The 19206-nt window shown below is 59.7% G+C and carries 17 protein-coding genes and 1 pseudogene; 5 read left to right on the forward strand and 13 right to left on the reverse strand.

The genetic code is table 11. The features are described 5' to 3' along the window. Positions 1-14: 14 nt before the first annotated feature. The 6 genes from msub_RS14095 to ald form a co-directional block, all read right to left on the reverse strand. Positions 15-812 (reverse strand): carbohydrate ABC transporter permease, encoded by a 798-nt coding sequence (locus msub_RS14095; protein WP_406564706.1) that lies wholly within the window; start codon positions 810-812, stop codon positions 15-17. 56 nt (positions 813-868) lie between these two features. Continuing rightward, positions 869-1861: a carbohydrate ABC transporter permease gene (locus tag msub_RS14100; protein WP_048496595.1), complete on the reverse strand. Its 993-nt coding sequence runs from the start codon at positions 1859-1861 to the stop codon at positions 869-871. Positions 1862-1867: 6 nt separating this feature from the next. Beyond that, positions 1868-3139: an ABC transporter substrate-binding protein gene (locus msub_RS14105; RefSeq protein ID WP_156182772.1), complete on the reverse strand. Its 1272-nt coding sequence runs from the start codon at positions 3137-3139 to the stop codon at positions 1868-1870. A 29-nt stretch (positions 3140-3168) separates the two neighbouring features. After that, positions 3169-4575, reverse strand: coding sequence for a carbohydrate porin (locus tag msub_RS14110; RefSeq protein WP_048496596.1), 1407 nt, complete (start codon positions 4573-4575; stop codon positions 3169-3171). A gap of 233 nt (positions 4576-4808) precedes the next feature. After that, positions 4809-5381, reverse strand: a complete 573-nt coding sequence (locus msub_RS14115; RefSeq protein ID WP_048496597.1) for a glutathione S-transferase family protein — start codon at positions 5379-5381, stop codon at positions 4809-4811. A 22-nt stretch (positions 5382-5403) separates the two neighbouring features. Further along, the gene (ald, locus tag msub_RS14120) at positions 5404-6522 is read right to left on the reverse strand and encodes an alanine dehydrogenase (protein ID WP_048496598.1); all 1119 of its coding nucleotides are present in this window, start codon (positions 6520-6522) and stop codon (positions 5404-5406) included. Positions 6523-6699: 177 nt separating this feature from the next. On the opposite strand from ald, the pseudogene msub_RS14125 reads away from it, so the two are divergent. Beyond that, positions 6700-7152 (forward strand): annotated as a pseudogene (locus msub_RS14125) (dienelactone hydrolase family protein); the annotation flags it as partial. Positions 7153-7204: 52 nt separating this feature from the next. Here msub_RS14125 and msub_RS14130 read toward each other — a convergent pair. The 6 genes from msub_RS14130 to cysZ form a co-directional block, all read right to left on the reverse strand. Further along, positions 7205-7900: a lysophospholipid acyltransferase family protein gene (locus msub_RS14130; RefSeq protein WP_048496599.1), complete on the reverse strand. Its 696-nt coding sequence runs from the start codon at positions 7898-7900 to the stop codon at positions 7205-7207. 170 nt (positions 7901-8070) lie between these two features. Further along, positions 8071-8277, reverse strand: coding sequence for a cold-shock protein (locus msub_RS14135; protein ID WP_044389091.1), 207 nt, complete (start codon positions 8275-8277; stop codon positions 8071-8073). Between the two features lie 238 nt (positions 8278-8515). Next, positions 8516-8896 carry a fluoride efflux transporter CrcB gene (crcB, locus tag msub_RS14140; RefSeq protein WP_048496600.1) on the reverse strand — a complete coding sequence of 127 codons (381 nt, stop codon included), beginning with the start codon at positions 8894-8896 and terminating at the stop codon, positions 8516-8518. A 17-nt stretch (positions 8897-8913) separates the two neighbouring features. Then, positions 8914-11364 (reverse strand): acyl-CoA dehydrogenase, encoded by a 2451-nt coding sequence (locus tag msub_RS14145; protein WP_048496601.1) that lies wholly within the window; start codon positions 11362-11364, stop codon positions 8914-8916. A gap of 139 nt (positions 11365-11503) precedes the next feature. Then, positions 11504-14365 (reverse strand): RNA polymerase-associated protein RapA, encoded by a 2862-nt coding sequence (gene rapA, locus msub_RS14150; RefSeq protein WP_048496602.1) that lies wholly within the window; start codon positions 14363-14365, stop codon positions 11504-11506. A gap of 16 nt (positions 14366-14381) precedes the next feature. Continuing rightward, positions 14382-15131 carry a sulfate transporter CysZ gene (cysZ, locus tag msub_RS14155; protein WP_048496603.1) on the reverse strand — a complete coding sequence of 250 codons (750 nt, stop codon included), beginning with the start codon at positions 15129-15131 and terminating at the stop codon, positions 14382-14384. Positions 15132-15228: 97 nt separating this feature from the next. Between cysZ and msub_RS14160 the strand changes: the two genes are divergently transcribed. Next, positions 15229-15633 carry a VanZ family protein gene (locus tag msub_RS14160; RefSeq protein WP_048496604.1) on the forward strand — a complete coding sequence of 135 codons (405 nt, stop codon included), beginning with the start codon at positions 15229-15231 and terminating at the stop codon, positions 15631-15633. Between the two features lie 422 nt (positions 15634-16055). On the opposite strand, the gene msub_RS14165 is transcribed toward msub_RS14160, so the two are convergent. Continuing rightward, positions 16056-16268: a hypothetical protein gene (locus tag msub_RS14165; protein WP_048496605.1), complete on the reverse strand. Its 213-nt coding sequence runs from the start codon at positions 16266-16268 to the stop codon at positions 16056-16058. 56 nt (positions 16269-16324) lie between these two features. Between msub_RS14165 and mnmH the strand changes: the two genes are divergently transcribed. The 3 genes from mnmH to msub_RS14180 all read left to right on the forward strand — a co-directional run bounded on the left by mnmH (position 16325) and on the right by msub_RS14180 (position 19126). Continuing rightward, a complete protein-coding gene (mnmH, locus tag msub_RS14170) occupies positions 16325-17428 on the forward strand; it encodes a tRNA 2-selenouridine(34) synthase MnmH (protein WP_048497136.1) in 1104 nt (367 codons plus the stop codon). Between the two features lie 141 nt (positions 17429-17569). Continuing rightward, the gene (locus msub_RS14175) at positions 17570-18406 is read left to right on the forward strand and encodes a mechanosensitive ion channel family protein (protein ID WP_048496606.1); all 837 of its coding nucleotides are present in this window, start codon (positions 17570-17572) and stop codon (positions 18404-18406) included. 162 nt (positions 18407-18568) lie between these two features. Further along, the gene (locus msub_RS14180) at positions 18569-19126 is read left to right on the forward strand and encodes an aminoacyl-tRNA deacylase (RefSeq protein ID WP_048496607.1); all 558 of its coding nucleotides are present in this window, start codon (positions 18569-18571) and stop codon (positions 19124-19126) included. Positions 19127-19206: the final 80 nt, after the last annotated feature.

A 19206-nucleotide genomic window follows, 5' to 3' on the forward strand; every position in this document is an offset into this window, starting at 1 on the left:
CAAACACTCCTCAATTAACCTTTCACCGCACCCGCCGTGAGGCCGGATACGATACGACGTTGGAAAATCAGCACCAGCACCACCAGGGGCACGGTCACGATGACCGAAGCGGCCATCAGGTTGCCCCAGGGCAACTCGTGCTGGGAGCCGCCGGTGATCAGCGCAATGGCCACGGGCACCGTCCGCTCGCTGTTGGTGAGCGTGAAGGTGAGCGCAAACAGGAACTCGTTCCAGGCGGCAATAAACGCCAGCAGTCCGGTGGTGGCCATGGCTGGCCACATCAGGGGAATGAACACCCGGAACAGGGTGGTCAGTGGCGAGGCGCCATCCACAATGGCGGCTTCCTCGAGTTCCTTGGGCAACTGCCGCATGAAGGTGGTCAGAATCCAGACCGTGAAGGGCAGCGTGAAAATGGTGTAGGAGAAGATCAGCGCCAGCGGATCGTTATACAGGTTCATGGCGCGGATCACCTCGAACAGGCCAGAAAGCACCGCCACCTGCGGGAACATGGACACGCTCAACACGATCATCAGCACCGCACCCCGGCCGCGAAACTGCACCCGGCCCAAGGCATAGGCCGCGGTCAGCCCGAACGCCATGGCAATGACCACCGTGGAGAAGGAGACGAACACCGAGTTCCAGATGCTTTGGAGAAAGGACTCCTGGCTCAGGACCGAGCGGTAGTTCGCCAGGTCGAAGGAGGAGAACCAGTACTCGACCGTGAACAGCTCCGAGCCACTCTCGAACGAGGTCAGGATGGCGTAGTAAAACGGGAACACCGTGAAAATCAGGATGACCGCCAGCAGGATCATGAAGGCGATCTTGCTGATCAGTGTTTTCGCCAGTTTCCGGTTCATGGCTCGGCGTCTCATGACTCACCTCCGATCTGCTTGCGACCCAGGTACAGGTAGGTAATGGTCAGCAGGGCGATGATCAGGAACAGCACGGTGGACGCTGCCGAGCCGTAGCCCACGTCCTGGAACTGCACCAGCTGCTGCCGGGCATAGACCGACATGGACATGGTGTCCTCACTGTTGGAGGTGAGCACATAAATGACATCGAACACCCGCAGCGCATCCAGTACCCGGAAGATAATCGCCACCATCAGCGCCGGCAGGATCAGCGGCAGGGTGACTTTGAAAAACACCCGCACCGGATGAATGCCATCCACTTTCGCGGCTTCATAGCAGTCCGAGGGCAACATCTGCAGGGCGGCCAGTGTCAGCAGGGCCATGAACGGCGTGGTTTTCCAGACATCCACCATGATCACCGCCCACATCGACAGATCCGCGTTGGCGGTCCAGTTCAGGGGCTCGGCAATGATGCCCAGGGTCAGCAGCATGTCGTTGATGATCCCGAACTGGTCGTGCAGCATCCAGCCCCACATCTTGGCCGAGACAATGGTGGGCACCGCCCAGGGAATCAGCGTGGCTGCCCGGATCAGGCCCCGGCCCCGGAACTGGGCGTTCAGGGTCAGGGCAATGATCAGCCCGAGCACCGTTTCAAGGCCCACGGAGACCACGGTGAAAAACAGGGTGTTCCATACCGACTGCCACCAGGCGGGGTCGGCCAGCACGCCGAACCACATGCCATCGTCGTAGACCAGGTAGTTGTCCAGCCCGACCCAGTTGTATTCACTGATGCTCGCGAAGCTGGCATCGGTAAAGCTGAACCAGATGGTGCGCAACAGGGGCCAGCCCGCCACGGCAGCCAGCACCAGCAGCATGGGAATCAGGAACAACCATGCCGCACGCAGGCGCTGGCGGTGCACTCGGCTGGGCCGCCGCCGTGCGGGAGACGAAGCGGTCGGCGATGTGCCGAGCGCTTCGGTTTCTGCGGGTGCCGGAGTTGAGTGGGTCATGACGGATTACCAGCCCCGACGGCCCAGACGGCGGAGCTCCCGCTCCAGGCCACTCAGCGCCTGCTCCGGTTCCGCCTCACCGGACAGCACATCGTGCACGCTGTTGAAGAAGGCGTTGGAGACCCGGCCATAGCTTTCACCAGTCACCGAGGACGGGCGCGGAACGCCGTTCTTGAAAGTTTCGAACAGCTCGCCGAAGAACGGCACTGCCGCCAGCACTTCCTCGTCCTTGTACAGGGCGGGAATGGTCGGGTTATAGCTGCCTTCGATGGCCCGTCGCTTCTGTTCCTCGTAACTGGTGAGATAAAGCACCAGATCGGCAGCCAGGGCCGGGTTCTCGGAATACTTCGACACCGCCAGTTGCCAGCCACCCAGGGTGCCGGCATGGCGACCGTCCTCACCACCCTTGGGCAGGGCCACTACGCCGACCTTGCCTTTCACCGGGCTGTCCGGGCTCTGGGCCAGGGCCCAGGCGTAGGGCCAGTTGCGCATGAACAGGGCATTGCCGGACTGGAAAACCCCGCGGGCCTCCTCTTCGGTGTAGTTCAGCACGCTGCGCGGGGAGATGGTGTCAATCCAGCTACTGGCGAGCGCCAGCGCTTCCCTCGCCTGCGGGTTGTTGATGGTCACCTCGCCCTCGGCATTCACGATGGTGCCGCCGTTGTGGCTGGCCACCCACTCCAGGGCATCGCACGTCAGGCCTTCATAGGCCCGGCCCTGCCAGACAAAGCCCCAGAACTTGTCATTACCGGCTTCACGCTCCGCCTTCATGACGGTCTCGGCGGTTTCGGTAAGCTGTTCCCAGGTTTTCGGCACCTTTTGGTCGTATTTCTCGAGAAGATCCTTGCGGTAATACAGCACGCCGGCATCGGTAAACCAGGGCATGGCCACCAGCCGGCCATCCACGGTGTTGTTGCGGATCAGCGACTGGAAATGTTTGTCCTCCGCACCCTCAGTGTACTGTGAGAGGTCAATCATGTGATTGGCGAGCATGCCCGGCCAGACCACGTCGATCTGGAACACATCGACATCGCCGGACTGGGCGGCAAGCAACTGCTGGTAAAGGGAAAGACGCTCTGTAGCCGAGTTGGGCGTGGACACCACCTGCACCTCGTGGCCGGTTTTATCTGACCAGGCCCGGGTGCCTTCTTCGCAGAGCTGTCGCTCAGCGCCCACGGCTCCGCAGGAGATGGTGATGGTCTTGGCCTGCAGACCGCCAGCCAGCAGGCAGGCAGCCGCACCACCGAGGACCAGATGTCGGATTGTAAAACGGGACATAATGTTCACCTCGTGTTGTTGTTATTGGTTCAGAACCAGATTTCCATTTGCGTGCCAAAGGTCCACTGGCCACTGGCAAAATCGCTGTCTACGCCCAGGGCATCGCCACTGGCATAGGTGTCCAGCTCGTCATCCCAGGTAGAATAGCTGGCAAACACCCGGATCTCCGGCCGGTTCCAGAAACCGCCTACCTGGGGCTTGAACGTGGGCGCGACGGTAAACCGGCTGTAGTCGCCATCCACCGCGCTGCGGCCTGAATAGCCCAGCGGCGTAATGTCCATGGTCTGCCAGGACGCCTCATACTGCATCTCGAAATTGGAGGTGATCTCGTTGGCCAGCCTGGCATTGAAGGTCAGCCACTGGTACTCATCACCCTTGATATAACGGTCTTCACTGGTTTCTGCCAGAATCGCCGGCGCCAGCCGCCAGTTCTCGCTCAGGTAGGTGGTGCCGTATACACCCACGCGGGTACTGACGGCATCCTCGTTCAGATCGCCATCGGCACCAATGCTCTTGGCTTCGGCACCCAGGCCCTGGCCATGCATCACGGCCACCTTGAAGTTGCCCTCGGAGACACCGAAGAAGCTGTCGCCGTGGTACGCCAGCATGGTGTGGATACCGGTCTCGGCCGCTTGCTGGACACCGCCGACCACCCGCTGGTCGTTGTTCTGGGCCTTCATGGCATTGATCATCCACTGAAAGTTGCCAAAGTAGTTGTTGGCGGTAAGGATCAGGTTGTCGGTGTCGGAGGTGATGTTCTGGTCCTGGGGATCGGACGGGAACTCCAGAAAGCTCCGGCCATACAGGGAGAAGTTGGACTTGACGTTCTCGGTGAATCTGACGTCGTAGATACCGGCGCCCAGGCCTGCCAGGAAGACGAAATCACTGTCCAACCAGTGGATATCGAAGTTGTCCCGGTCAAAGCGCTTGCCGGCCCAGATTGATGAGTCTTCAAAGATGCCGGAGAAGCTGGCGAGGTTGCTGAACTCCACATAGGCCTGACGTACATTCAACGCGCCGTCACCCGCGGTCCAGTCGTTGGAGGAGGTGGTGGAATCGGCGATCATCAGGCGGTAGTGGGATTTGGTGCCGTTCTCGGCTACCTGCTTGTAATTGAGAATGGCCTCAAGATAGGTGTCGGGCTCATTGCCCAGGCGGCCCACTGCGCCGCCCACGGAACCCGCGGGGGTCAGGTAGGGGCCACCCGGTGCACTTTGCAGATCGCCGTTGAGCAGCAGGCCGGAGCGGGCATAGGTATTGAAGGAAAAGCCTTCCAGCCCGGTCGCCTTCGGCTCCACCTCGGCCAGCTTCGCCTCGAGCGCCGCCAGACGCTCTTCAACACTCTGGCCGGCCTGGGCCATCAGGGGCGTGCTGGCCAGCGTCAGGGTAATGACGGTGGCCAGGGGATTGCGAATGGATGCTTTAGCAAAAATCATCTGTCGGAACCTCATGTTGTTTTTGTAAGGTCTGTTTTTGGTGCATTTGACGGATAACTTAATGCATTAAGTTCAATTACGGAAAAAACCGGGACTGAGCCCGGGGAAAGAACTTAACTGATTAAGTTATGACCAAAGATAAAAGCACAGGGTAGCTTCCGCAACCTTTCAGGGGGCTTAATTTCAACTTAATTTACGCAGACAGGCGACCGGCGCAAACCGGCCGCCCGGCATCAGGAATTGCGGGGATCTGTCTGGGCAACCCAGGGCTTGTCCTTGTGGCTGTCACGGAACGCCAGCAGGCTTTCGACACCGGCGAAGTCCTCCAGATTGCGGAAATCCAGCCAGTCAATCAGGCAATAGAGGCAGATTGCCGGGTAGTTCCATTCCTCGAACTTGCCTTCCTGGACCATCTCCGCCAGTACCTTGAGCGTGGTGGCAATCCGCTCCCGCTGCAGTTTGTGGAACATCACGTCCTGGTGAGTGTCGATACCCGACTTTTCCGACAGTAACAGGGTGACGGCCGAGTCGTTGGCGCCGTCGATCATGGTGAGCTGGTTCTGCTGATCCCAGGTCAGCGGATCACGGCCCTGCTTGGCACTGACGTAGCGGGCGATAATCCGCGAATCGTAGATTTCCTGGCCTTCGTCTTCGAGAACCGGGATTTTCAGGGTCGGGTTATTACGCCTGAGTTCGTCCCGGCCTTCACCATAGATGTCGAGATTGATGAATTCATAGCGCTCTTCATCAAGCAGAATCCGGATGCGCCGGACATAAGGTGAAGTGGTGGATCCGATCAGTTTCATGGTGTCTCCGAGTGTTTCCCGCTCAGGATCCCAACAGGGATTCAGGGTTGGTGTATGGGTGCCCGGTAGCTTCCGCCACTTCCCTGTAGGTCACCTTGCCGGCCGCGACATTGAGCCCGGCCCGCAGGTGCGGATCTTCCTTCATTGCCCGGTCCGGGCCCTTGCTGGCCAGCGCCGCCACAAATGGCAGGGTCACATTGTTCAGCGCCAGTGTCGACGTACGCGCCACAGCACCGGGCATGTTAGCCACGCAGTAATGTACCACACCGTCAACAATATACGTCGGATCATCATGGGTGGTTGCCCGGGAAGTCTCGGCGCAGCCACCCTGATCAATCGCCACGTCCACGAGCACGCTGCCCTCGGGCATGCGCCGGATCATGTCGCGGGTGATCAGCTTGGGTGCCGAGGCACCGGGAATCAGCACGCTGCCAATCACCAGATCCGATTCCGTGACTGCCTGTTCGAGGGTCTGGGCGGTGGAAAACAGCGTCGTGATCCGGTTGCCATAAAGCTGATCAAGGTGCCGGAGAACTGCCATATTCCGGTCCAGGACGGTTACCCGGGCACCCAACCCAACCGCCATGGCCACGGCATTCTGGCCAACCACGCCACCGCCGACCACAGCAACCCTGGCCGGGCTGACCCCGGGAACACCGCCCAGCAGCACACCCCGGCCCCCCAGCGCCTTTTCAAGACAGTGGGCGCCGGCCTGAATCGACATGCGGCCGGCCACTTCAGACATCGGCGCCAGCAGGGGTAAATGGCCGGCGTCGTCGGTCACGGTTTCATAGGCGATACAGGTGGCGCCGGACTTCACCAGATCATCGGTCTGGGCCTTGTCCGGTGCCAGGTGCAGGTAGGTAAACAGGGTGTGATCCGGGCGCAGCATGGCCCGCTCCCGGGCCTGGGGCTCCTTCACCTTGACAATCAGCTCCGCGGTGGCAAACACCTCGTCTGCCCGGTCCAGAATCTGCGCTCCCGCCTGGCGGTAATCCGCGTCGGAAAATCCGATCGCCAGGCCGGCCCCGGTTTCCACATACACCTCGTGGTTATGGCCGCACAGTTCGTGAACCGCCGCCGGAGTCATGCCCACCCGGTATTCACGATTCTTGATTTCCTTGGGTACTCCGATTTTCATTCACAGCCTCCAGAGCGTCTGCGGATTCGTGCGCGTCTTCATCCAGTGTAGTCAAAAGGCTCTATACTGGAGTGGCAACTGATTGCATCGGTTTACCGGTTCCGGACGTAAGGCTCCGGACCGTAAACATCCGAACCAGAAGGAGCAGGAACTCTCATGATCACCCGGAAAGCCGGGGCCGCCGCGGGCTACACCGCGTTCGCCCTGGATATGTATGGCTCGGGCAAGCAGGCGGATCACCCGGACACCGCCCAGAAATTCATGCAGGAAGCCACCAGGGACATGGACCAGGTCAAGGCCCGGTTCATGAAAGCCATGGACATCCTGCAGAACCATGAAAGCGTCGATGCCTCGCGCATTGCGGCCCAGGGCTATTGCTTCGGCGGTGCCGGGGTTCTGAACATGGCCCGGATGGGCGTGAATCTGGCTGGCGTGGTCAGTTTCCATGGTGCGCTGGGCAGCCCGATTACCGCCCAGCCGGGGGCAGTGAAGGCCAGGGTGCAGGTATACACCGGTGGTGCCGACAAGGTCGCCGCAGAATTCGGTATGCCCATAGGCTACGATGAAGCGGCAGCCACCCGTTCCTGGGAGGGCGCCATGCGGTTCTACGGGGAGATTTTTGCCCTGTAACCCGGTTCAGCCCCATTCCAAACCCGGCATACGTGCCGGGTTTTATTTTGTCTCAGAGCGAAGACGCTATGCTGTTCCGGACGTCCGTCAAGAGGGCATCCAACGGCAGATCCCCGCTGGCCATCGGAGGATGGATGACGATTTCAATCTCGCCCCGGGTAAAGGCCGCGTGTCCCTTGGGCAGCCGGGCGTGGGAGCCGCGAACAGTCACCGGCAGGATCGGCAACTGACCATCCCGGGCGATGACAAAACCACCCTTCTTGAACGGCAGCAGCTTTCCGTCCCATGACCGGGTACCCTCGGGGAAAATGAGTATGCTGGTGCGGTCCGGCAACTGGGCCACGCCCCGCTTGATGCTTTCCAGGGCATCACTGCCCCGGGACCGGTCAATAAACAGATTGCGGGAGGTCTCCAGTGCCAGTCCGAACAAGGGCACCCTGCGCAGCTCCTTCTTGATCACCCAGCGGTACTGAAAGCCGAGGGCCAGCACCAGGGCCGGCGGGTCAAAGTAAGAGGCGTGATTGCTGAGAATCACATAACGCTGATCAGGTTGGACGTTTTCCCGGCCACGAACCCGCAGCCGAACACCGCAGACTTTCAGAATTCCCCAGGCAAAGATCTGAGTGCCGTGAAACGCCGCGTCACCGCGCTTTCCGCAAAGCGCGGCAATCACGATCGGCAAGAACAGAATCAGGGTAAGCAATGCAGCCCAGAACAAGATCCAGGCAGCTTTAAACGTTCGGAACATGAAAGGATTCCTGCAGGCCTCGACGTCCGCTTTAACGAGCAACAGGGGAACAATGATTATACATCGCGGGAAAAATCACAAAGCACAGAGCCGGATGCCGATAGTTTCATTCCATGAAAAAAGGCAGCCGAAGCTGCCTTTTTGGCGGTTATTCCTGCATCCATCAAGGATTACAGCGGAACAACGTTCTCCGCCTGGGGACCTTTCTGGCCCTGGGTAACGGTGAACTCAACCTGCTGGCCTTCTGCCAGAGTCTTGAAACCGCTGCCCTGAATAGCGCTGTAGTGAACAAAAACGTCCGGGCCGCCTTCACGAGTGATAAAGCCAAAGCCTTTTGCTTCGTTGAAGAACTTAACAGTACCGGTAGTAGTAGACATACTTAAACTTCCTGAAATCAATCATAATATCTGCCGCCATACACCGTCGTGGTGCAAGGTCGACGTTTTACGGAAATACAGAACTCGCGGAATCAAAAACAGGACGGTCACTACTAACTGCGGAGTACGTCTTATTCATGAAATGCTTTGCTGAATCTTTCCTACGCCTTTCACTCTACTCTCGAATCAAAAGCTTGCCAAGAGTAATTTCAAGAAATTATGTAGGTAGTGCTACCCATCATCCCCTCACCAGCCCGAAAGAATAAATACCCAATGCAGTCATAAGGATGGAACCGACAACGTGGGCCAGTATGCCGGTGATGGCCATGGCCCATTTGCCTTCCTGAAGGGCGGCAAACATCTCCAGGGAAAAGGTGGAAAATGTCGTTAGCGCGCCACACAGTCCGGTAATGGCAAACAGTCGCCACTCCGGAGCCAGGCCGCTGCCCTGGCTGAAATAGCCGATCAGCAGGCCGATCAGCCAACCACCACTGAGGTTGGCTACCAGCGTGCCGTACGGGATGGCATGGTAGGTAGTGTTCAACCACAACCCGAGGGCCCAGCGCAGATTGGCGCCGATGACGGCGCCAAGACTGACGGCCAGAAAAGACAACCACATCTCAGCGTACCTCTGGATCAGGCCGGGTTGTGATCAATGACCGACTCCTTGTTTTGCGCAAAGGCGTTGAACGCGAAGTCGTCAACGGTCAGCATGTCCAGCACTCCGGTTTCGTACTGGCGCATGAAGTCCGCCTCTTCCTTGGTATAGACGCCGGCCTCCAGGGCCGCTTCGAAGCGCTCTTCCGGATGCAGTGCCGTCATCGGCAACTCACCCTTGGCGTAGGCCTTGGTGACTTTACGGTAAAGCTGTTCGGCCTTGTCGTAATCCTTCAACAAACCGTTGTAGCGAGCTACCGGGTTTTCCACCGTGCCCTCGCCATCGGTGGTCCACACACTGGCAATCAGCTTGTTGCGGATCGGCGTATCGGTGGAGATTGAGCGCGCCAGCTTGCGGGCCAGATCGTCCCCGGGGCTGCCCCAGTGCCGGCCCAGGGGCAGGGTAAAGGCACGCAACACCAACGCCACAGCGCGGTTGGGCAGGTTTTGCAGGAACTCCTCCAGAGCATTTTCAGTGCGATGCAACAGCAGGCCAAGACTGTATTCCATGACCTCTTTCTCGCCCTCCACCGGCTGGGTCTCATGCCAGTGCTTGAGCACCATGGATGCCAGATACAGATTGGACAGCATATCGCCCAGGCGCGCCGAAATCAGCTCGCGCATTTTCAGCTCGCTGCCCAGAGTGGTCATGGCCGCATCGGCGCACAGGCCGAACGCGGCACTAAACCGGGCCACAGCCTGCGCATAGCGGCGGCTGGCACCATCAAAAGGCACGTCGGCACGGCCAAGACCCAATGCCTGGGTAAAGGCGCGCGCCGTGTTGCCGAAGATCAGGCCGGCATGGCCGAAGAAGGCATCGTCAAAGGCCTGGATGTCGTCGTTATCCTTGGCCGCCAGCTCCCTGAGCACATAGGGATGACAGCGAATCGCGCCCTGGCCGAAGATCATCAGGCTGCGGGTCATGATGTTGGCGCCCTCAACGGTGATGGACACCGCCGCGCCACTGTAGCCGATGCCGAGATAGTTGCGGGGGCCAAGCGTCACGGTCTTGCCGCCGTGAACATCCATGGCATCGGTAAGGATGCCACGCTGAAACTCGGTCAGGTGGTATTTGAGGATGGCCGACGGCACCGCCGGCTTCTCGCCCTTGTCGATCATGTTGGCGGTGTGATTGACCGCCGCCTGCGCGATATAGGTCTTTGCGGCAATCCTGGCCAGGGGCTCCTGAACACCTTCCATATCCGCCACCGGCGTGTTGAACTGCCGCCGGATCCGGGTAAACCCGCCGGCGGTACCTACCGAGTGGGCCGCCGCACCGGCTGCGCCAGAAGGCAGGGTAATACAGCGGCCCACCGACAGGCACTCAACCAGCATGCGCCAGCCCTGGCCGGCCATATCCACGCCACCGATGATGTAATCCAGCGGGATAAACACATCCTTGCCCTTGATGGGTCCGTTCAGGAACGGGCTGCCAATCGGGCAATGGCGACGGCCGATTTCCATGCCCTTGGTATCCCGCGGGATCAGGGCACAGGTAATGCCGTAATCCTTGGTCTCGCCCAGCACGCCGTCCGGATCGAACATGCGGAATGCCAGGCCAACCACCGTGGCGATCGGCGCAAGGGTAATCCAGCGTTTCTCGAAATTGAGCCGGATTCCCACCACTTCCTTGCCGTTCACTTTCTGCTTGCAGACGATACCAGTGTCCGGCAGGGATGTTGCGTCCGACCCGGCTCTCGGGCCGGTAAGCCCGAAACAGGGTATCTCGCGGCCATCGGCCAGCCGTGGCAGGTAGTGATTCTTCTGTTCTTCCGTGCCGTACTTGACCAGCAGCTCACCCGGGCCGAGGGAGTTCGGCACGCCCACGGACACCATCAGCGATTCGTTGGACGCCAGTTTCTGAAGTACCGCAGTCTGGGCCTTGGCGGAAAAGGCAAGGCCGCCGTACTCCTTGGGAATGATCATGCCGAAGAACTTCTCTTTCTTGAGGAAGTCCCAAAGCTCCTGGGGCAGATCAGCCCGCTCAACTGCCACATCCCAGGCGTTGCACATGGAGATGGCCTGGGTGCACTGGTTGTCCACGAAAGCCTGCTCCTGCTCGCTCAAGCCGGTATAGCGGTTGGCCAGCAGGTTGTGCCAGTCCGGACGACCGGTAAACAGCTCGCCATCCCAGCCCACGGTGCCGGCTTCCAGGGCCACTTTTTCAGTATCGGACACCTTGGGCGCAACTTTCTTGAACATGGCAAAGATGCGCGGCGTCAGCCAGCCCTGACGAAAGCCGGGCAGACCGGCGGCCGCGGTGGCCACCGCACCGAGAAACAGCACCAGCGCCAGCCAGCCGGAGGCGAAAATCAGTGCCAGCACCCCGGTGACCACCATCACGCCGATGGCGGACATCGCACCGGACTCACGCCGCATCACAATCAAAAGGCCGGCCAGTGCCACTAAAAACAGAAGGAAAGTCATCATAGGTTTTCTCTGTCGTCCATGGTTCGAAAATGTCGAAGACTAATGAGCTCTGAATTGGTTACGCTCACCGTACCCCATCAGATGAGGGCTGACCAGCAAATGCCGCACAGTCAGCCAGTTACAGCCGTCACATCATGGCTTACGCAGTGACAATCACCCGGATACCTTCCAGGGCGAGACTGGCATGGCCGATGGCCTGCCGCGCCGCCTCAAACTGGTTCCGCAGATAGTCGATTTCCTCGTTACGGATCGACGGGTTCACCTTCTTCAGCGCTTCCAGCCGGCGGATCTCCGGTTCGAAGGTGGCGGCCAACTGGTCAAGTGCCTGCGCCTTCAGGGGAGCCAGGTGCGGGCCGGACAGCCGTTCCACATGATCCACCATGGTTTCAACCTGCGGCCGGATCTGCGGCACGATCGCCTGGGCGGTGCGCCGCCGGATGTTGGAGCAAAGATCGTTCAACCGGTCGTGGGGCAGCGCGCCTGATAACTCCTTGCCGTTCACATCCACCAGCAGCCGCAGGGGCGAGACCGGCAGATAGCGGGTCAGCTCCAGGGCATCCGGTGCGGGACAGTGCACCGTGAACAGCGCCTCCATGAGCAAAGTGCCTGCCGGCAGCGCCTTCACCGACAGACTGGCCAGGGCCGCCTTGCCAAGGCCCGAGCTGGTGACCGAATCCATCACACCGGTCACCATCGGGTGCTCCCAGCTCATGAACTGCAGATCTTCCCGCTCCAGGGCATTCTGCCGGTCCCAGGTCACCGTTATGCCGTCCTCGGGCAACCCGGCCACATGGCCGGCCTGGTATTGCTCCCCCGGGCGCAGGATATCCGAGTGGTCGGCGTGATCTTCCACTTCCACCCCGAGAATATCAAAGGCTTCCATCATGTAATCCCGCACCTGGGCCTCACCCTCCTCTTCCTCGATGGCCGCGATCAGCTCATTGGCCACCTCCGGGCGGCAGGAATTGAGCTCAATCAGCGCATCACGGCCATTCTGGAGCAGTGTTTTCAAGCGCTGCGACTCCTGCGCGGAGGCCACAACCAGCTCGTCAGTAACGCCGGCATCGCCTTCAAGGGCCTTTTGCCATTGCGAATGCACGGCCTCCTGCACCGCCACACCCACGGCACAGCTTTCGGTAAAGGCATTCAGCCCCTCGTGGAACCAGCGGAACTGAATTTCCTGGCTGGTACCCTGCAGATACGGAATGTGGATATCGATGGTGTCAGTCTGGCCGATCCGGTCCAGACGCCCGATGCGCTGCTCCAGCAGATCCGGGTTGGCAGGCAGATCAAACAGCACCAGGTGGTGGGCAAACTGGAAATTCCGGCCCTCGCTGCCAATCTCGGAACAGATCAGCGCCTGGGCGCCCTGTTCGGTGTCCGCGAAATAGGCCGCCGCCCGATCCCGCTCCAGCAGGCTCAGGTGTTCATGAAAGGCAGCACTGCGGATACCGGCACGAAGCTGGAGATAGTGCTCAAGAGCCATAGCCGTTTCAGCACGAGCGCAGATGACAACCACCTTGGCGGGGCGCAGGCTCGCCAGCTCTTTCTCCAACCAGTCGACCCGGGGATCCTCTGCCAGCCACTGTTCCTCCAGCACCCGCCGTTCCGGCGTCAGTCCCGGCATCCCGTAAGCCTGCCCCTGGTACATTTCGGGGCACGGCAAGGGTACGGGGGTCGGCCGGCGTTCCGGGAATCCCTGAATCGCAGCCCGGGTATTGCGGAACAGTACCCGGCCGGTTCCATGGCGATCCAGCAGGGCATCGATCACGGACTGACGCGGGTCATAGCCGGCCAGTAGCTGGTCCAGCTCATTGCCGAGCCAGGCCTGCAGCAGCTTCCGATCGTCGGCGCTGATCTCCGAATCGTCATCCTGCAGCCGGCGCACCACGCTGTTGATCGATTCGTACTGCTGCTCTTCCTCCCGGAAGGTCTCCAGGTCGTGAAAGCGCGCCGGATCGAGCAATCGCAAGCGGGCAAAGTGGCTGGCCACCCCGACCTGCTCCGGGGTCGCTGTCAGCAGCAACAGGCCACGGCTGATCCCTGAAAGCTCCTCGACAATCTGGTACTCGGCACTGGCATGCTCCGGGCTCCAGGCCAGGTGGTGGGCTTCGTCGACAATCATCAGGTCCCAGTCAGACCGGAGCGCATCCTTACGGGCCTGATCGCTGTTCACCAGGAAATCGAGACTGCAAAGCACCAATTGATCGCTCTCGAAGGGATTGACTGAGTCATCGCCACCAAAAATGTGGCTCACCAGTGCGTCGACATCGCTCTGTTCGTCTTGCAGGGCGTCGTATCGGCTCTGGTCCACGATCGAAAAGCGCAGATTGAAGCGCCGGAGCATTTCCACCAGCCACTGATGGGTCAGGGAATCCGGCACCACAATGAGTGCGCGTTTTGCCCGCCCGGTGTGAAGCTGGTAGTGCAGGATCAAACCGGCCTCGATGGTTTTGCCAAGGCCCACTTCGTCCGCCAGCATCACCCTCGGCGCATGGCGCCTTGCCACCTCGTGGGCAATGTAGATCTGGTGCGGCAGGTGCTGGGTACGGGCACCAATCAGGCCTTGGGCCGCAGATGCGCGCAGGCGATTCATGTGCTGGAGCGTGGCGAACCTGAGGCGAAACGCGCCATTACGGTCGAACTGGCCGGCAAACAGCCGTTGGTGGGGCGCGGAGAAATTCACCGAGCCGGCCAGTTTCACTTCGGAAATCTCGTGCAGATCCGTGCCATCATCGGCGTGATACATCAGCACGCCGCCGAGATTATCCACGGCACGGACGATGTACCGCTGGCCGTCATAGGTCTCGATTTCCTCGCCGATCTGGTAAACGATGCGGGAAAGGGGCGCGTTATCAATGGCGTAGGTACGCTCTTCGTCGGCCGCAGGAAATCCCAGGGTAACCCGCCGGCCCGAAATGTCGGTGACGATCCCGAGTCCCAGGCCTGTGTCACTGTGGCTGACCCAACGCTGACCAATAACAAATTCTGATGTATCCAAGAAACCTCCAGACCGATTAATTTCTGGTCGCGCCCTTCTCGCGCACCCAGTAAGCCGTGGCACCACAGACCGCTGCCGGCACCACGAACAGGTTCAGGACCGGCACCATGGCGGCCAGCGCCACCGGCAGGCCAAAGCCGAATGCCGACAACCGGGTATCACCCAGCAGGCGACGCAACGCCGGAAAGCTGACCTTGTGGTTGTCTGCGGGATAGTCGACATACTGCAGCGCCATCATCCAGCTGTTGAACAGAAACCACAGGACAGCGGCAACCAGGTTAACCACCGGAATCAGGCCGATAATGAGCAGCCCGATGGCCCTGGGCAGGTAATAGAGAATTTTCTGGACCTCACGCCAGAGCGCCCTCGGGATGTCCTTGATGATCGAGGCCCAGCTGTCGTCGGTGTTGACCTCCTGGCCGGTCAGGTGTTTTTCGGTCAGTTCGGCCAGGTAGCCATAGAATGGGGAACCGATCAGATTGGCCACGATCACAAAGCCGTAGGCCAGCATCAGCAGAATGACTGCGCCATAGAGAATCCAGAACAGCCAGTCCAGGGACTGGAGCCAGGTCCAGTCCGGCAGCCAGGCCATGGCGGCCGCAACCAGGCCGGCAAAGAGTTCTCCAAGAAAGAAGAACAACACGCCGAAAAGCAGGATATTGATAACAAGGGGGATAACGACAAACAGCCGCAGGCCAGGCTGACGAATCAGGCGGAAACCTTCCCCCAGATAGCCCAGTCCACGAAAAAAATTACCCTTGAGCATCGCTGGCAGGACCTCCGCTTCCATGACAATGACGGGCCGCAAAGCATATCATGTTGGCAACATTCACACAGCCCGAGAGCTTTAGCGGACTTTCCCCATGGCATCATTGCAAACTCAACTGGCCACCCTGCTGAATTACCGCGCCCTGTGGCGCGTGGCGTTTGTGATCTCGGTGCTCGCCATCGGATTTCTGGCAACCACGGATAACCCCTACCCCATTCCGTCGTCGTCCAGTGACAAGGTGAATCATCTGGTTGCCTTTCTTGAACTTACCGTCCTGACCCGCCTCGGCTGGCCTGGACTTCGCGCCGTCTGGTATGCGCCGGCCCTGCTGGCCTTCGGCCTGGGCATTGAGATCACTCAGGCAAACCTGCCCTACCGGGATTTTTCCCTGGCCGATCTGGCGGCAGATGGGGCCGGCATCGCCATCGGGCTACTGCCCTGGCCGGGTATCCGACGCACCGAAAAACCGGATTTGCGAGATTCGCCCAAATCCTTGTGAGATATTTCGCACAAGCACGTGCGATCCTGCAGTGATATCGCGTACGTAGCGGCATCGCCGGTATCCAGAAAAACTCTATCCATTTGATATAAAAGCACTAATATTTAAGCGCCCGAATTTATCTGCGGCGGCACGCGCAGACTTCACACTCATGTCAAAATCCAGTTGCTATAGTGGCTCCATCAAGGATGACAGGGAAAAGGACGACGCACCGGACGCACCCCGGCAGGGACTGCAGGGAGAGGCAAGGACACAGGGACGCCTCGCTTAAGGGACAACTATTCGGAATGCCGGCTCGGACGCCGGCACCATGGAGCGGCTCAAGGATCTGGCAACACGGCTGTTGCCCAATGCGCAAGGATGCGCCGACCTGTTCCGACAAAGGGTAACCTGAGGGTTGCCCTTTATTTTTATGGGTCGAATCAATTCCCGCCGGCTTTTCCGGGGCAGGCCTCTGCCAGATAAATCCGCACCCGGTTGAACTCCTCGAATTCGTTCAGATCCGGCCAGGTTCGCGCCTCACAAACCGTCCGCTTCCGATAGGCATCATCTCCCAGAACCTTCACCCGGGAATCGGCCAGCAGAACCGTCGGTGCCGCCGTACGGAAAGCTTCCAGCAGTGGTCGGCTCGGCAACCACGGCCGCTTCCGTTATACTGCCGCCTTCATCTGGCAACCGGTTAAACGCTGAAATGGCAAGCAGACCCGACACCGACGACTACCTTTCCCTGTTCCTGAACGACGTGCCCCTGATGGACGTCCGGGCGCCGGTTGAGTTCGACCGGGGCAGCTTTCCGAATACCGAAAATGCTCCTCTGATGAACGACGAGGAGCGCCATCGCGTTGGCATCTGCTACAAGGAAAAAGGCCAGGACAGGGCCATAGAACTGGGCCATCAACTGGTATCCGGCGACATCAAGGCCCAGCGCATCGAGGCCTGGAAACGCTTTGTGGCCCGCCACCCGGAAGGCTACCTGTTCTGTTTCCGGGGCGGTTTGCGCTCCCGGCTCACCCAGCAGTGGATTCGCGACGCCGGCATTGACTACCCGTTGGTCAAAGGCGGCTACAAGGCCCTGCGCCGGTTCCTGATCGACAGCCTGGAAGCCCGGATCGAATCCGGCGACTTCCGCATCCTCAGCGGTCGCACCGGAACCGGCAAGACCCGGGTTCTGAAACAGCTCCCTAATCCGGTGGACCTTGAGGGCCTGGCCAACCATCGCGGTTCCAGCTTTGGTCGCCAGGTTACACCGCAACCATCGCAGATCGATTTCGAGAACCGGCTCGCCGTGGCCATGCTCAAGGCCCATCATCGCATTGGGGGGGCGGTCTACCTGGAAGATGAAAGCCGCCTTGTCGGGCGCTGCGCCCTGCCCGAATCTCTCAGGGCACGGATGGCCGAATCCCCCCTGATGATCCTTGAACAGCCGATGGATGAGCGCATTGCCATCATCCGGGAGGATTATGTTGAGGGCATGGTTGCGGACTATATCGATCGGGATGGGCAGGACGCGGGCTGGCTTAACTTCCGCGACTATCTTCTGAGTGCGCTCGACCGGATCCGCAAACGCCTGGGCGGCGAGCGGCACAAACAGCTTCGCAGCCTGATGGAACAGGCGCTGGATGAACAGGCAACCAGTGGCCGGACCGGCGCCCATAGTGCCTGGATCGGGGCCCTGCTGCAGGACTATTACGACCCGATGTACGACTACCAGTTGAGCCGGAAAGAAGGCCGGATTCTTGTCCGCGGGGGCCCGCAGGCCATTGTCGACTGGGCCAGATCCGCCCCGGCTACGTAGTCAATCTCTCTGATACCCCGGGTGTGATATACGCCGGTCAGGTTTGTCTGCTATATAAATGTGTAGTTAAACCGGGCCATGCCGGGATTTTTCCAGTTAATCCGATAGTTATGAAAAACACCAATGAACAAGGAGTCCACTATGGAAGACCTGCTTGGCGCTAACGGACGCGCTTCAGAGCTGATGGATCAGGCAATAGGCCTGGTCATGACCTACGCGCCGAAAGTGTTGCTGGCCATTGTCACACTGATTATTGGCCTGTGGCTGATCAACCGGTTTGTCGGCGTACTCGACAGCAAATTGGGCAAAAAGGATCCGACCCTCAATAAATTCCTCTGTGGCCTGATTGGCGCGATTCTCAAGATCCTGCTGTTCATCTCCGTTGCCTCCATGGTGGGCATCGCCACAACCTCGTTCATTGCCATTATCGGTGCTGCCGGCCTGGCAGTGGGGCTGGCCCTGCAGGGCAGTCTCGGAAACTTCGCCGGCGGTGTTCTGATTCTGATTTTCAAACCCTTCAAGGTCGGAGACACCATCGAGGCCCAGGGGTACCTTGGGGCCGTCCGGGAAATTTCCATTCTCTACACCATTGTCGACACCTTCGATAACCGCCGCATCGTTATTCCCAACGGCAGCCTGTCCAACGCGACGCTGGTGAACGTCAGCTTTTACGACACTCGCCGTTGCGACATGACCTTCGGCATTGCCTACGGCGATGACATCGACAAGGCGCGGGCCGTGATCAAACAGTTGCTGGACGAGGACGACCGGGTTCTTGCTGAGCCGGAGCCCAGAATTTCCGTCGGCTCCCTGGGTGACAACTCGGTCAATATTATTGTCCGGCCCTGGACCAAAACTGATGACCTCTGGCCGGTCTACTGGGACATGCACGAGCGCGTGAAAAAAGCGTTCGACAAGGAAGGTATCACCATCCCTTTCCCGCAACGCGACGTGCATGTTTATAACCATGCGGAGTGACCAGCGTCTCATTGATACATCTGGTTACTCGCAAACTGCGCAACCTCAACTAAGCTGACCTTTAATGGCGGGGTTTAATTACCCCGCCAGGCCATCGGGGCCCTGGCAGGTCGAGTTTCACAGGCTCCGGAACGCTGTCATTGCTGGTAGGAGGTTGTCACTATGCCGGTACAGCAGTTGAAGGAATTCCTCGATGAGGCAGGTGTCGAGTACATGTGCCTCTCCCACCCCCCTGCGTACACCGCCCAGGAATTGGCTCACCACGTCCGGATTGCCGGTGACCGGGTGGTCAAGACCGTGATCGTTGAGCTTGACGGCAAAATGGCGATGCTGGTCATGCCGGCTACCTGGCGCATTCGCTGGGACAGGCTGTCCCGGATTCTCGAGACCGACTTTCTTGACCTTGCCGATGAACAGGAATTCCAGGACCGCTTCCCGGATTGTGAGGTCGGCGCCATGCCACCCTTCGGCAACCTGTTCGGAATGACCGTGTATTGTGCTGAGGCGCTCACCAGCCAACCCGAACTGGCGTTTGCCGCCGGCAGCCATACCGAATCGGTGCACATGAAAACCGCGGATTTCCTGACCCTGGTGCAGCCCATGGTGCTGAACCAGGGCTTCACCAGACCGGGCGCCCAGAAACCCGCCTGGCTGATCAAGAGTCGGCGCCAGCCGGACAGCGCCTCCAAGCAGCGGGTATCAGGCCTGGCAGGGTACTGACACTTTTCCGGTGGGCTTGACCCCAATCTCTTGTCTGACCGCCGTCATCGCGTAAACTGAGGGCCTCAGACAGGAAACCG

It is taken from the genome of Marinobacter subterrani (assembly GCF_001045555.1).
GTDB classification, from domain to species: domain Bacteria; phylum Pseudomonadota; class Gammaproteobacteria; order Pseudomonadales; family Oleiphilaceae; genus Marinobacter; species Marinobacter subterrani.

What these genes read in the sequence shown, in the direction of transcription:
- msub_RS14145 (WP_048496601.1), bottom strand. Translation starts at nt 11,364, where the DNA reads ATGATGACTTTCCTTCTGTTTTTAGTGGCACTGGCCGGCCTTTTGATT.
- msub_RS14100 (WP_048496595.1), bottom strand. Translation starts at nt 1,861, where the DNA reads ATGACCCACTCAACTCCGGCACCCGCAGAAACCGAAGCGCTCGGCACA.
- msub_RS14180 (WP_048496607.1), top strand. Translation starts at nt 18,569, where the DNA reads ATGCCGGTACAGCAGTTGAAGGAATTCCTCGATGAGGCAGGTGTCGAG.
- msub_RS14135 (WP_044389091.1), bottom strand. Translation starts at nt 8,277, where the DNA reads ATGTCTACTACTACCGGTACTGTTAAGTTCTTCAACGAAGCAAAAGGC.
- msub_RS14095 (WP_406564706.1), bottom strand. Translation starts at nt 812, where the DNA reads ATGATCCTGCTGGCGGTCATCCTGATTTTCACGGTGTTCCCGTTTTAC.
- msub_RS14130 (WP_048496599.1), bottom strand. Translation starts at nt 7,900, where the DNA reads ATGTTCCGAACGTTTAAAGCTGCCTGGATCTTGTTCTGGGCTGCATTG.
- msub_RS14105 (WP_156182772.1), bottom strand. Translation starts at nt 3,139, where the DNA reads ATGTCCCGTTTTACAATCCGACATCTGGTCCTCGGTGGTGCGGCTGCC.
- msub_RS14160 (WP_048496604.1), top strand. Translation starts at nt 15,229, where the DNA reads ATGGCATCATTGCAAACTCAACTGGCCACCCTGCTGAATTACCGCGCC.
- msub_RS14175 (WP_048496606.1), top strand. Translation starts at nt 17,570, where the DNA reads ATGGAAGACCTGCTTGGCGCTAACGGACGCGCTTCAGAGCTGATGGAT.
- msub_RS14115 (WP_048496597.1), bottom strand. Translation starts at nt 5,381, where the DNA reads ATGAAACTGATCGGATCCACCACTTCACCTTATGTCCGGCGCATCCGG.
- ald (WP_048496598.1), bottom strand. Translation starts at nt 6,522, where the DNA reads ATGAAAATCGGAGTACCCAAGGAAATCAAGAATCGTGAATACCGGGTG.
- mnmH (WP_048497136.1), top strand. Translation starts at nt 16,325, where the DNA reads ATGGCAAGCAGACCCGACACCGACGACTACCTTTCCCTGTTCCTGAAC.
- msub_RS14110 (WP_048496596.1), bottom strand. Translation starts at nt 4,575, where the DNA reads ATGATTTTTGCTAAAGCATCCATTCGCAATCCCCTGGCCACCGTCATT.
- crcB (WP_048496600.1), bottom strand. Translation starts at nt 8,896, where the DNA reads ATGTGGTTGTCTTTTCTGGCCGTCAGTCTTGGCGCCGTCATCGGCGCC.
- cysZ (WP_048496603.1), bottom strand. Translation starts at nt 15,131, where the DNA reads ATGCTCAAGGGTAATTTTTTTCGTGGACTGGGCTATCTGGGGGAAGGT.